The following is an 11,581-nucleotide window of genomic DNA, read 5'->3' on the forward strand; positions in this document are numbered from 1 at the left end:
GCGTCAGGCGTTTGGGTCGTAGTCGCTCAGGCGTTTGCCGGGTTCGTCTGCGAAGATCTCTGGCAGCGGCGAGACGGATTCGATCAGGTCGATGCGGAAGACGCGGAAACCGTTTCGCAATTCGCACCATGCGGTAAGTGTCCAGACGCGGCCCCAATACTCCATGTGAAGCGGACGGATGGTGCGTTCGGTCAGAACGCCGTCAATGCGGCGGTAGGACAGCCGAAGTTTCTGGCGTGATTTGATGGCGGCGCGGATCGAAGCCATATGCGCAAGCCCGCGGGCTGCATCGGCAAAAGGGTAGACCGCGAATTTCCAGCTGTCGGCTTCGGCCACAACCTGTGTGGGCAGAACGGCATCGATCTTGTCTGCCAGAGAGTTCGCGGCGGCTTTCAGCTCTGGATCCGCGGCCTCGGCCACGATGGCCATACCGAGGTTCAGGGCCTCGAGCTCGGCCGGGGTCAGATTCAGCGGCGGCAGGGTGATCTGCTCGCGCACCATGTAACCCACGCCGCGCTCACCTTCGACCGGGACGCCCGAGGCGACCAGTGTGTCCATGTCGCGATAGATGGTACGGACCGACACTTCCAGCCGGTCCGCGATGTCCTGCGCGCGGTGCAGTTTGCCATCGCGCAGGATCTGGATGATATCGAACAGGCGGTCAGTTCGGCGCATGACACGCCGTCCGGACCGCGCCTAGGCAGTCATGTTCCATAATACAGCCTCATGGCGCATCTGAACGCTTTCAGGGTTGATGGCCGCCATCATGCCTGCTGCACATTCCTGTTGCGGGAACTGCGCCGCAGCGTCCTGCGCGGCCTTCATGTCCGTCCAGACGACATAGTCGGTCCAGCGCCCGTCTGCGCCCTGACTAAGCTGCCGGTGGGCAAAGCCAGGCGCGCTGCGAACAAAGGCTTCGGATGCCTGGCTGAGCTTCACGAACTCTTCAGGGGTGGTGCCGTTGGCAAGAGTGAAGGTGACGATTTCTGCAACATGGGTCATTTGGTTCTCCGTTGACCAGGTTTCGATACCGTCGTTCTAGCCACTTACAACTGACATAAACCTGTCAGTTGGAAAATGCGAGCCCTTAGTTTTTTGCAGATGAGGTCAATTTTCGCCCTCAATCTGTGCCGTATCCCTTTTGGGACAGGGCCTGGAGGCGTAAACACGGTCCCAGTTCATATTCCCGGCGCGCATACGCGTCGATGAAAAAGGAGAAGAGACATGCTCAACAATATCGGCCTTCCCGGTCTTCTGCTGATCGCCGTTGTGGTTCTGGTTCTGTTTGGCCGCGGCAAGATCAGCTCGCTGATGGGCGAAGTCGGCAAAGGCATCACCGCGTTCAAGAAGGGCGTCAAAGACGGTTCGGAAGAACTGGAGCAGGACGCGTCGGAACTGGCCAAGGACGTCACGCCTGAAACCGAGAAAGACAAGGCGTAAGCGCGGATGTTTGACTTGGGCTGGACCGAACTTCTGGTCATCGGCATTGTCGCCCTGATCGTCGTCGGGCCGAAGGACCTGCCGGTTTTGTTCCGCAATGTGGGGCGATTTGTCGGCAAGGCCCGTGGCATGGCACGCGAATTCAGCAGCGCCATGAACGAGGCGGCCGATCAGGCCGGTGTGAACGAGATCAAGAAAGGTCTCAACGCCGCCGCGAATCCGGTTGGCTCGGCCATGGATGGCGTGAAACAAGCCGCGCAGGATATGGCGAAAAGCATAGATCCCACCAAGTTCGATCCTGACAGCGAAACCGGTAAACTGGCAGCCGAGCGAGCCGAACAGGCCAAGAAAATTCAGGCCTCAACGGCCCGCGCCGCCGCCGAGCGCAAAGCCAAGGAAGCTGCCGAGGCCCTGGCCAAGGCCGAAGAAGCCGAAGCGGCGCTGAAGACTGAAGGCGAAACATGACCAAGACCGACGAGATCGAAGATACCTCGGCCCCATTGATCGAGCATCTGGCCGAGCTGCGTACGCGGTTGATCCACTGCGTCGTGGCCTTTCTGGTCGGGATGATCATCTGCTTTACGGTGGCCACGCCGCTCTTCAACTTTCTGACCAATCCCCTGTGTGAGGTTCTGAATGAGCGTGGACAGGATTGCGGCCTGATCTTCATATCGCCACAGGAAGGGTTCTTTGTCGCGATCAAGGTCTCGCTGCTTGGCGGGTTCATTCTGGCGTTTCCCTATATCGGGATGCAGATGTGGCGCTTTGTGGCTCCGGGCCTCTACAAGTCGGAAAAGAATGCGTTTCTGCCTTTCATGCTGGCCTCGCCCTTCATGTTCCTTCTGGGTGCAAGCTTTGCTTTCTACGTCGTCACGCCGTTGGCCTATGACTTCTTCCTTGGGTTCCAGCAGTTCGGGGCTGAAGGTGAAGCCGTGGCCGATGGAGTAACTACAGCGCCGCTGAGCGTGGTGTTTCAGGGCTCGGCGCAGGAATACCTGAACCTGACGATCAAGTTCATCGTGGCCTTTGGGCTGTGCTTCCAATTGCCGGTTCTTCTGACCCTGATGGGCAAGGCAGGGCTGGTCAGCGCCGAAGGTCTGGGGGCCATGCGCAAATATGCGGTGGTTGGCATTCTGGTGCTGGCGGCGATCGTGACGCCTCCGGACGTGATCACGCAGATTATTCTCTTTGTTGTGGTCTATGGCCTCTACGAGATCTCGATCTTCCTGGTGGCCCGGGTTGAAAGGAAACGGGAAGAGCAGTTGCGTGCCGACGGCTACTATGACGATGAAGAAGCCGAAGCAGACGAAGATCTGATGCGGGAATTCGAAGACGACAAGTAATCTGCTGAAACAACAACCGAGGCGCGCCCCGACCGGGCGCGCCTTTTTCGTTCGCGGGCCTTGTTGCGCCAATCAGAACATGCTTTGAACCGATCCGTATCTGACCGGAGGAGCCGATGGACGACCAAGCCCTGAACCGTATTGCTGCCGCGTTGGAGCGCATGGCGCCGGCGCCTTTGGCCACACCGGATTTCAATGCGGCCCCGGCCTTTGTCTGGCATGTGGAACCGGAACGCCTGGAACCGGTTGAACAAGTCAATCGCGTCGATCTGGATCTGCTGGTCGGCATCAATCGGTCGCGCGACACGTTGCTTGACAACACCCGCCGCTTCGCGGCCGGCTACAAGGCAAATAATGCGTTGTTGTGGGGCGCGCGCGGGATGGGCAAATCCAGCCTCGTGAAGGCCGTCCACGGCACGCTGAGCGCAGATCATCCTGACCTGAAGCTTGTGGAGCTACAGCGCGAGGATATGGGCTCGGTCGCGCGTCTGCTGAACCACCTGCGCACGGCGCCTTATCGGTTCATCCTGTTTTGCGACGACCTCTCGTTCAGTCACGATGACCAGCATTACAAATCGCTCAAGGCCGTTCTGGATGGCGGTATTGAAGGTCGCCCGGAAAACGTGGTGTTCTACGCGACCTCGAACCGCCGCCACCTGATGCCGCGGGACATGATTGAAAACGAACGCTCCAGCGCCATCAACCCGTCAGAGGCGGTCGAGGAAAAGGTATCACTGTCCGACCGCTTCGGATTGTGGCTGGGATTCCATCCCTGCGATCAGGACGAATACCTTGCCATGATCGACCGCTATTGCGCGGCCTATGGCGTTTCGGTCGACGCCGAAATCCTACGTGCCGAAGCAATTGAATGGCAGGCCACGCGCGGATCGCGTTCGGGCCGTGTCGCTTGGCAGTTCTTCGTCGATCTGGCCGGGCGCAACGGCGTTCATATCGCCTGATCCCATCTTCATCTGGCTAAAAATATCCCCGCCGGAGGCATGGCCCGTCAGGGCCATTTCCTAAAGCAGCGCCAGAATCCGGGCGGCCTCATCTGCGGTGCTCGTCAGCGCGTCGCGATCTTCGCCCGGGTGGAACCGGGCACGCACGGCGGTGGGCATCGGCGCTGGTTCCACGATCGAGACGCGCGGACCGGTACGTTCGGTCTCGGCCGCCCAACTGCGGGCCAGGGCCATTTGTGCGGCCTTGGTGGCGCCGTAGATGCCATAGAATTTCTCACCGGCCTTCGGGTCATCGAAAAACACAGCGTGGCCGTTTTCACCCAGCAGGGGCGAGACATATGGGATCAGAACCGAAGTTGCGTTTGCATTCGTGTTGACTGCCTTGGTCCATTCCTTGGGGTCGACGAAATGTACCGGCGTTAGCGCCGAGGTGTGAATGGCCGTGTGCAGCCACAGATCCACCTTGCCCCAACGGTCATGGATCCCACGGCACAGGGTTGCCATCGCGTTGGGATCGGTGATGTCCATCGGTGCCAGCGTGGCAGAGCCACCCTTGGCCTTGATGCGATCGTCCAGTTCTTCCAGCCCGCCAGTGGTCCGGGCGACTGCGACGATGTGGTATTCGGGCGCCAGCGCTTCGGCCAGCGCAGCGCCCAGCCCGCGAGAGGCCCCGGTTATCAGGGCGATTTTGGTCGTATCGGTCATGCCTGCGGTTTGAACCCCCGCGCGCGGGGCGTCAAGATGTGATCAGCCGCCGGGGATGGCGATACGCCTGGTCTGGCCGCTTTGTCGCAGCATGATGCCATGCTCATCAATCGCGACCACTGTGCCCGAGGCAACGCGGCTTCCGGGTTTGACCTTTTTTACACGGCCTGATGACAGGCGCATCAGGGCGCGCATGTCTGCTTTCGGCCCGAATACGCCCAGAACCGAGACGGAATTCTTCTTCAGCGCGCCCCGCTGCGTGGCCGCGCTTTTGACTGTGGCGTTTGACATGATCCGTGGTCCGGGACATGGCCCGGAACCCCTTGTTGAGTGAGTGGTGGCCGCCGGATAACAAAACGCTCAAGCGAACAAAAGCGCTGCGCGGACAGGTGTCATCACGATTTGGCGCCCTTGAAAAAAGCCCTTGTGATTGCGTGGAATTCGCCGTTTGGTTGTGGCAAGTTTCCACTCATCCACATCACGTGACAGCAACCGGACCGGCCGACGGTCATCGACTGCCCGGAACGATCCGCCGTTCTGATTCGCCATTCAGAATGGAAAACCGACTATGTCAGTTCCGTATCGTCCGCTCAGCCCGAGGCCAGTTTTGCCGCATTCCAGGACCCGCCCGGGACCTGCATGTCAGCGCGTTTCTGGCTGACACGGCTGCTGTTTTCCAGATTGTCCAGATAGCCTTCGCTGACGCTGCCCGTGATGTATTTGCCGTCAAAACAGGAACAGTCGAAGGCTTCGATCTCGGGATTGCCCTCCTTGGCGGCCCAGATCAGATCTTCCAGGTGCTGATAGAACAGGGCGTCCGCACCCAGTTCTTCGCGGATCTCTTCGATGTCCTTGCCATTCGCGATCAGCTCGGCCTTGGTGGGCATGTCTATACCGTAGACATTGGGGTATTTCACCGGCGGCGAGGCGCTGGCGACATAGACCTTCTTGGCCCCGGCATCGCGGCACATCTGAACGATCTTCTTGATGGTGTTGCCCCGTACGATGGAATCGTCGATCAGCAGAACACTGTGGCCGTCGAATTCCAGCGGCACGGCATTCAACTTGCGGCGGACGGATTTCTGCCGTTCCGCCTGACCCGGCATGATGAACGTACGCCCGACATACCGGTTTTTCACCAGCCCTTCGCGATAGGGGATGCCGGTGATCTTCGCGGCTTCCAGAGCCACGGGGCGGGCGCTGTCGGGCACCGGGATGATCCGGTCGATTTCCAGCCCCGACTCCTGAATCTGCTTGGCCAGCGTCTGGCCCATGCGCATCTGAGTCTTGTAAACCGAAACACCGTCCAGCAAAGAATCCGGACGGGCCAGGTAGACATACTCGAATATGCAGGGCGTCAGTTTGCCCTCGACCGCCTGAAACTCGTGCATGTTGCCGTCCAGATCGATCAGAATTGCCTCACCCGGGCGAAGATCACGCAGCTTTTCAAAGCCGTTGATGCCAAAGGCCACGTCTTCCGAGGCAAAGGCATAATCATCACCGTCTCCGTCCACTTCGCGTTTGGCGACCGACAGTGGGCGAATGCCAAACGGATCGCGGAAAGCCAGCATGCCGACGCCTGCGACCAGACAGATCACGGAATAGGCGCCCTGAACGCGTTCCATCGTCATCTTCACACCGGCAAACAGATTGCGGATGGGTTCGCGATTGCCATTCACCTTGATCGCATCCGCCACTTTGTCGGCCAGCACGTTCAGCAGGATTTCAGAATCCGACGTGGTGCGCAGGTGACGGCTGTATTTGCCGGTAACCTTTTCGCGCTGTTCAGCGGTATTGGTGATGTTGCCGTTGTGAACCAGATAGATGCCGTAGGGGGCGTTCACGAAAAAGGGCTGCGCCTCGGCCGCGCTGAGGGACCCCGCCGTCGGATAGCGCACATGACCCATGCCCACACGACCCAACAGGCTTTCGGCATCCTGGGCATTGAACACGTCCTTGACCAGACCGTTGGCCTTCTTTTCGCGGAAGAATTCGCCGTTGTAGGTCACGATCCCAGAGGCATCCTGACCCCTGTGCTGCAACATCAGCAGCCCGTCATAGATTTCGGCAAACACATCATGTGTCCGGCTTGCGATTCCCAAAATCCCACACATTTACGGGGCTCCAACTTCTATGACGATTTGACCTGAGGATTGACCGCAGTTCGGCATCGGATCCTCTGCAAGGCGCGTGCAGTCGGTTTGGTGGCAGGCGACAACGACGCCAATAGGGCGACCATCACAACGACCAGCGCGCATTCGTACAGAAAGAACAAGATCGGTGGCTCCGATTCCGTGGCGGGTTGGCCTCCACATAATGCCTAATGGCGTGGCTGTCATCAAAGGATCCACTCACCTATTGCCGCAGGTCGGGATTTCAGGGATCGTGGCAGGGTCAGGAACAAGATGACATGTGCAATCATATGTGCTGTCATGCCAGTCAATAAGTGCAAGTCAGGATGGGTGAAGCACGCAAAGGGCCGGAATGTGGCAACATAAACCTCAACAGAACAAGCAGGAGCGGATCAAGCAACGGTGCCACAGGTGCCGGGGAATGGGGCGGGCACCCTGTCAGATCTGCAACGGCGCGGGCGAAGTTGTCAAAAGCCGCGATATTCTTGGCAAACCGATTTCCAGCCGGTGTGACGGGTGTTTCGGGCTGAAAACGATCCGCTGCACGGTTTGTGGCGGGGAAGGGTATATGTGAATCGAAAAAGCCCGGACGATGCCGGGCTTTCCTCACGCTATGCACCCCAAGATTACCCGTCAGCTGGTGCCGTGGTTTCGGGTTGTTCGTTTCCTGCCGTGCAGCTGGCGACCAACTCTTCATATTGTGCAGTCACCCACCCCAGAGCCGCTTCGGGGTTTTGTTCTTCAATCTGGCTGCTGAACTGCTCGAACACCTTGGCCGAGCGGCTTTCGTCCACGATTGTGTAGGACTGGCCGGTCATGACCGTGTCATAGACAAAGAAGGCGATTGCAACCAGCAGAATGCCGCGTGCGATGCCGAAGAACAGCCCCAGCGCCTGATCCAGGCCGCCCAAAGCCGAGCGCTGGACCAGCGATGAAAACAGCGGCGTGAAGATGCTGACCACGATCAGCGCCACGGCGAAGACTGCTGCAAAGCCGGTGATCACCGACAGTTCACAGCTGTCGCGCAGGAAATCTCCGACCACCGGGATTTCCTTGACCAGCGGTACGGCCTGTGGGGCAAAGATGAATGCCAGAACGGCCGCTGCGACCCAGCCTGCAATGGCCAGAACCTCGCGCATGAACCCGCGTGAGTAGGCCAGCAAGCCCGACAGCACGATGATCAGGGCGACCACCCCGTCAATTATTGTAAAACCTTCCATTGCCCTCGCCTGTTCTTTTTCTGCCCCTCGGGGCGCGACTTTAACCTGCTCCGAAGGTTTCGCCAACAAACCCCACCAAATCAGAGGGTCGGGTGAGTGTCAGACCTGCCACAGTGCCGGTTTTGCCACCTGCCGGAGCAATTGCCGCTGTGAAACCAAGTTTTTGCGCTTCTTTCAACCTGTTTTCGGTCTGTGGGGCCGGTCTAAGTGCCCCTGACAGCGAGATTTCTCCGAAAACGACCGTATCCGTGGGAAGGGCCGTGTCTTCGCGTGCGCTCAGTAACGCAGCGGCAACGGCCAGATCGGCAGCGGGTTCGCTGATTTTCAATCCTCCGGCGACGTTCAGATAGACATCAAGACCCGCGAAGGGGATGCCGCAGCGCGCTTCGAGCACTGCGAGGATCATTGCCAGCCTTCCGCTGTCCCATCCAACGACGGTTCGGCGCGCTTGCGAATGAGGTGAGGGTGCGACGAGCGCCTGCAATTCGACCAACACGGGGCGGGTACCTTCAATTCCGGCGAAAACAGCAGAGCCGGGGCTTGGTTTGCCACGTTCGGACAAGAACAGGGCCGATGGGTTGGTGACTTGTGCCAACCCCTTGCCGGTCATTTCGAATACACCGATTTCGTCCGCCGGGCCAAAGCGGTTCTTGACTGCGCGCAGGATGCGGAACTGGTGGCCGCGCTCGCCCTCGAAATAAAGCACCGTGTCAACCATGTGTTCGACCACGCGAGGGCCGGCGATCTGGCCCTCTTTGGTGACGTGGCCAACCATGATGATCGAAACACCGTGCCGTTTCGCAAACGTGGTCAATTCATGTGCCGCAGCCCGGACTTGTGAAACAGAGCCGGGTGCGCTGTCGACATTGTCTGCCCACATGGTCTGAATCGAGTCGATGATGGCCAGACCGGGTTTTTCCGCTTCAAGCGTTGTGAGGATGTCGCGCAGATTGGTTTCGGCGGCGAGTTGAACTGGGGCGTCCTCAAGCCCCAGACGGCGGGCCCGCATGCGAACCTGTGCGCTGGCTTCTTCGCCCGAGACATAGATGGTTTTCACGCCCGCACGCGCAAAACGCGCTGCGGCTTGCAGCAGCAGGGTGGATTTCCCGATGCCGGGGTCTCCGCCCACCAAAAGGGCCGAGGCCGGGACCAGCCCGCCGCCCAGAACACGATCGAGCTCCTCAACCCCGCAGAGGGTGCGGGGCGGCGGTGTTTCCTCGGTCGACAAATCCGTGAGTGCAATGGACTGGCCGCGTTTTCCGCCAAGGGATTTTTTGGCCGGGCCAGCCGAAAGGGGCGCGTCCTGAACTATGGTGTTCCATTCGCCACACCCATCGCAGCGCCCGGACCATCGTGTATGCGTCGTGCCGCAGGCCGAGCAGGAGAAGGATGTCGTCTTTGCCATGACGCTCTTCGTGCCCGAGGTTGGGCGGTTCTTCAAGCCCTTGTCGGCTTTCGTCACCGCCGGTGGCGCGCTGCGGCCTCAGGCCCCGATGGGCCATCGCCCGCAGCGGGCGCGGTCGCGCCTATTCCGCTGGTCGAAGGGGCGACATTGCTATCACGCTGGCCGCCTTGGAAGAACTCTCATTGCGTGGAGCCTGTAGTTGGGTGGACAATTCGGGCAGAAGCTCGAACAGCTCATCCCGCAGACGGGTAAGTTGCGACCTGGCGATCGTCTCTTCCATTTCCACATCCCGCGTCCACTGGCGCAATTCGTTCTGGATGACCTGCGCTTCTTCCAGACGCCGCTGAAACAGCTCGATCTCTTCCTGCCGCTGTTGCAGGAACATCCGCGCGCGTTCGACCTGCGCATCGCCATAGGTTCGGGCCAGTTCCTGACTGATCTGGCTCATCTGTGCGGCCAGTTCCAGAATCTCTGGTTCAAGCGATTGCAGATCAGGGTGCTGGCGCAGAAAACCCAAACGTTCCTTTACGGCGTCAAACTCGGACGACATCATGAACAGCCCGCCGCGATCGGCGGCATGGGCCATTTGATACGCTTCCGCGATGTCATGCATGTTGAGCGCGAATTTGCGGTGGTTGTTTTCCAGAGCCATCATTCGGGCATTGGCCGGCAGGTAAAACGCCAGCATGAGAATTAGCGCTGTCAGGCCGATCTGGATGAACATGCCGGCATCCGCTGGTGGAGCCTCGCCGAATCCGGCCTGCATCGAGAGCCAGGGCAATACGCCAAAAGCGGACAACAACGTGGCTGAAACGGCCGACAAGGCCGCCAGGCAGATCAGGAAAAATGTCAGTCTTAAAAAGGCATTCTGAAATTGCATTGTAATACTGTGGAGGGCGGCCATGATCGTCGAACTCCTTCTTGAAACCGGAACACACCGGGCCAAAGCGGAAGGTGATCTGACGACTTAGTGCGATCCGCTGCGGACCCGAAAACTACAAAACACTGCTGCTCGAAATATAAAGATGATACTTAGATTTGTGTTTTCAATCAATTAGGTCTGAGCTTTTCGTGATGTGGATGTCATCTCTGTAATATGGCCAAGCGCGATGGAGGCCAGAATGCAGGCTGTAAACAGGTATAGACCCCATGCGGTCTCAACGGTCGCGTAAGAGATGCCTTTGGCCAAAGTGATGTAAAGCGCGATCAGGAAGATGTCGGCCATGGCCAGCTTGCCGAGGATGTTGAGCGCCGGCTGGACGCGGGCATCCAGCAGATTCCATTGGATCAGCGCGGTGCCGATGGTTTTGATGTAAGGCGCAAACAGGGCGAAGATGGTGACGATCAGCGCAAGGAAGACATCGGATTTCCACAGGGATTGCAGCCCGGTGATGACGCTGATTTCGCTGAGGCCGAAGATCGGCAGGAACCCTGCACGCATCAGCGGGGCGAACCACGCGATGGGGTAGAGGATCAGCAGCGAGAGGGTGGCGAGGCGGAGGGTCATGGCGGCCAGTTCTGTTACGTTTGACCGCCTAACAGTACGTCGTTGGATCGTCTGTGCAAGGATGCTTGTTTGGGAGGTTACTCTGCCCGCCTCATACGGGCCATCAAATTGGTTTTCAGGACGAACTGATGGAACAGGGCGGCCAAAATATGCAGAAGAACCAGAACAAGCATCAGTGTTTTCAAGACTTCATGCACTTCGGCGGATGCTTCTATCCCTCCGAACCAAGCCAGAGCACCGGTCACCGGCAAAAGCACCATCAAGGCATATAGCGAGAAATGGGTCGCATGAGCCGCGAGTTTCATCGCAGCAGTTTCCTTTTCCGGAAGGGAGGGCGCGCCGCGGCGAAGGCGCAATGCAATCCGCCAAAGCGCGAGTGCCAGAATAAGGAAACCCCCGAAAACATGCAAAGCAACCGGGGCTTGAAATGCGACCGGCAACCCACGTTCAATTTGATCCCATGCTTCTGAAATCGGCTCGTGAAAGAGGAACTGAACTGCGATCAGTACGAAAATGGCCCAATGAAGGGCGATTTGTGCGCGGGAATAAGAAGTGGGCATGGGGAAGCTCCGGGAAATACATGGGTTACATTGGTGTAACGCGTGACGTTCGGAATTCCGTCGATGAGTTTTGAGTTTTTTCGTCGCGCGTGGGAACCTTCAGCGCGGTGCCGATGGTTTTGATGTAAGGCGCGAAGATGGTGACGATCAGCGCGAGGAAGATGTCGGATTTCCAAAGGGATTGCAGGCCTGTGATGACGCTGATCTCTGAGAGGCAGAAGATCGGCAGGAACCCCGCGCGCATCAGCGGGGCGAACCACGCGATGGGGTAGAGGATCAGGAGGGAGAGGGTGGCGAGGCGGAGGGTCAT

At 58.8% G+C, this 11,581-nt stretch carries 14 protein-coding genes and 1 pseudogene; 4 read left to right on the top strand and 11 right to left on the bottom strand.

Annotated features, from left to right (window positions below):
- Window positions 1-3: 3 nt before the first annotated feature.
- Window positions 4-675 carry a helix-turn-helix transcriptional regulator gene (locus AC2FFD_RS04800; RefSeq protein ID WP_496872171.1) on the bottom strand — a complete coding sequence of 224 codons (672 nt, stop codon included), beginning with the start codon at window positions 673-675 and terminating at the stop codon, window positions 4-6.
- Between the two features lie 21 nt (window positions 676-696).
- On the bottom strand, window positions 697-1,002 hold the full coding sequence (locus tag AC2FFD_RS04805; protein ID WP_257598840.1) for a hypothetical protein: 306 nt from the start codon (window positions 1,000-1,002) through the stop codon (window positions 697-699).
- 222 nt (window positions 1,003-1,224) lie between these two features.
- On the opposite strand from AC2FFD_RS04805, the gene AC2FFD_RS04810 reads away from it, so the two are divergent.
- The 4 genes from AC2FFD_RS04810 to AC2FFD_RS04825 all read left to right on the top strand — a co-directional run bounded on the left by AC2FFD_RS04810 (window position 1,225) and on the right by AC2FFD_RS04825 (window position 3,742).
- The gene (locus tag AC2FFD_RS04810) at window positions 1,225-1,440 is read left to right on the top strand and encodes a twin-arginine translocase TatA/TatE family subunit (protein ID WP_152458176.1); all 216 of its coding nucleotides are present in this window, start codon (window positions 1,225-1,227) and stop codon (window positions 1,438-1,440) included.
- Between the two features lie 6 nt (window positions 1,441-1,446).
- Entirely contained in the window at window positions 1,447-1,905 is a 459-nt protein-coding gene (tatB, locus tag AC2FFD_RS04815; RefSeq protein ID WP_117868757.1) for a Sec-independent protein translocase protein TatB, read from the top strand.
- Window positions 1,902-2,783, top strand: a complete 882-nt coding sequence (tatC, locus tag AC2FFD_RS04820) for a twin-arginine translocase subunit TatC (protein ID WP_170344071.1) — start codon at window positions 1,902-1,904, stop codon at window positions 2,781-2,783. Before tatB ends, tatC begins: the two co-directional genes overlap by 4 nt.
- Window positions 2,784-2,899: 116 nt before the next feature.
- Window positions 2,900-3,742, top strand: a complete 843-nt coding sequence (locus AC2FFD_RS04825) for an ATP-binding protein (protein ID WP_496872173.1) — start codon at window positions 2,900-2,902, stop codon at window positions 3,740-3,742.
- A 60-nt stretch (window positions 3,743-3,802) separates the two neighbouring features.
- Here AC2FFD_RS04825 and AC2FFD_RS04830 read toward each other — a convergent pair whose 3' ends face one another.
- From AC2FFD_RS04830 to AC2FFD_RS04870, 9 genes and pseudogenes are all read right to left on the bottom strand, one after another.
- Window positions 3,803-4,447, bottom strand: a complete 645-nt coding sequence (locus AC2FFD_RS04830) for an SDR family NAD(P)-dependent oxidoreductase (RefSeq protein WP_170344073.1) — start codon at window positions 4,445-4,447, stop codon at window positions 3,803-3,805.
- 42 nt (window positions 4,448-4,489) lie between these two features.
- Window positions 4,490-4,738, bottom strand: a complete 249-nt coding sequence (locus AC2FFD_RS04835) for a hypothetical protein (protein ID WP_496872175.1) — start codon at window positions 4,736-4,738, stop codon at window positions 4,490-4,492.
- A gap of 299 nt (window positions 4,739-5,037) precedes the next feature.
- Window positions 5,038-6,561, bottom strand: a complete 1,524-nt coding sequence (gene purF / locus AC2FFD_RS04840) for an amidophosphoribosyltransferase (RefSeq protein WP_257598839.1) — start codon at window positions 6,559-6,561, stop codon at window positions 5,038-5,040.
- A 644-nt stretch (window positions 6,562-7,205) separates the two neighbouring features.
- Entirely contained in the window at window positions 7,206-7,799 is a 594-nt protein-coding gene (locus AC2FFD_RS04845; protein ID WP_170344077.1) for a CvpA family protein, read from the bottom strand.
- Between the two features lie 40 nt (window positions 7,800-7,839).
- Window positions 7,840-9,204 carry a DNA repair protein RadA gene (gene radA, locus AC2FFD_RS04850; RefSeq protein ID WP_480684156.1) on the bottom strand — a complete coding sequence of 455 codons (1,365 nt, stop codon included), beginning with the start codon at window positions 9,202-9,204 and terminating at the stop codon, window positions 7,840-7,842.
- 121 nt (window positions 9,205-9,325) lie between these two features.
- Window positions 9,326-10,108 (bottom strand): DNA repair protein, encoded by a 783-nt coding sequence (locus tag AC2FFD_RS04855; protein ID WP_496872177.1) that lies wholly within the window; start codon window positions 10,106-10,108, stop codon window positions 9,326-9,328.
- Between the two features lie 150 nt (window positions 10,109-10,258).
- The gene (locus AC2FFD_RS04860; protein WP_170344080.1) at window positions 10,259-10,711 is read right to left on the bottom strand and encodes a paraquat-inducible protein A; all 453 of its coding nucleotides are present in this window, start codon (window positions 10,709-10,711) and stop codon (window positions 10,259-10,261) included.
- Between the two features lie 77 nt (window positions 10,712-10,788).
- Entirely contained in the window at window positions 10,789-11,271 is a 483-nt protein-coding gene (locus AC2FFD_RS04865; protein WP_496872179.1) for a cytochrome b, read from the bottom strand.
- A gap of 100 nt (window positions 11,272-11,371) precedes the next feature.
- Window positions 11,372-11,581: pseudogene (locus AC2FFD_RS04870) on the bottom strand (paraquat-inducible protein A); the annotation flags it as partial.

The sequence above is a fragment of the Ruegeria sp. YTSC002 genome (genome assembly GCF_059609845.1).

Excerpts from the sequence above, each read along its gene's own strand:
- AC2FFD_RS04825 (WP_496872173.1), top strand. The coding sequence starts at position 2,900 with ATGGACGACCAAGCCCTGAACCGTATTGCTGCCGCGTTGGAGCGCATG.
- radA (WP_480684156.1), bottom strand. The coding sequence starts at position 9,204 with ATGGCAAAGACGACATCCTTCTCCTGCTCGGCCTGCGGCACGACGCAT.
- AC2FFD_RS04830 (WP_170344073.1), bottom strand. The coding sequence starts at position 4,447 with ATGACCGATACGACCAAAATCGCCCTGATAACCGGGGCCTCTCGCGGG.
- AC2FFD_RS04845 (WP_170344077.1), bottom strand. The coding sequence starts at position 7,799 with ATGGAAGGTTTTACAATAATTGACGGGGTGGTCGCCCTGATCATCGTG.
- tatC (WP_170344071.1), top strand. The coding sequence starts at position 1,902 with ATGACCAAGACCGACGAGATCGAAGATACCTCGGCCCCATTGATCGAG.
- AC2FFD_RS04835 (WP_496872175.1), bottom strand. The coding sequence starts at position 4,738 with ATGTCAAACGCCACAGTCAAAAGCGCGGCCACGCAGCGGGGCGCGCTG.
- tatB (WP_117868757.1), top strand. The coding sequence starts at position 1,447 with ATGTTTGACTTGGGCTGGACCGAACTTCTGGTCATCGGCATTGTCGCC.
- AC2FFD_RS04865 (WP_496872179.1), bottom strand. The coding sequence starts at position 11,271 with ATGCCCACTTCTTATTCCCGCGCACAAATCGCCCTTCATTGGGCCATT.
- AC2FFD_RS04860 (WP_170344080.1), bottom strand. The coding sequence starts at position 10,711 with ATGACCCTCCGCCTCGCCACCCTCTCGCTGCTGATCCTCTACCCCATC.
- AC2FFD_RS04810 (WP_152458176.1), top strand. The coding sequence starts at position 1,225 with ATGCTCAACAATATCGGCCTTCCCGGTCTTCTGCTGATCGCCGTTGTG.
- AC2FFD_RS04805 (WP_257598840.1), bottom strand. The coding sequence starts at position 1,002 with ATGACCCATGTTGCAGAAATCGTCACCTTCACTCTTGCCAACGGCACC.
- AC2FFD_RS04855 (WP_496872177.1), bottom strand. The coding sequence starts at position 10,108 with ATGGCCGCCCTCCACAGTATTACAATGCAATTTCAGAATGCCTTTTTA.
- purF (WP_257598839.1), bottom strand. The coding sequence starts at position 6,561 with ATGTGTGGGATTTTGGGAATCGCAAGCCGGACACATGATGTGTTTGCC.
- AC2FFD_RS04800 (WP_496872171.1), bottom strand. The coding sequence starts at position 675 with ATGCGCCGAACTGACCGCCTGTTCGATATCATCCAGATCCTGCGCGAT.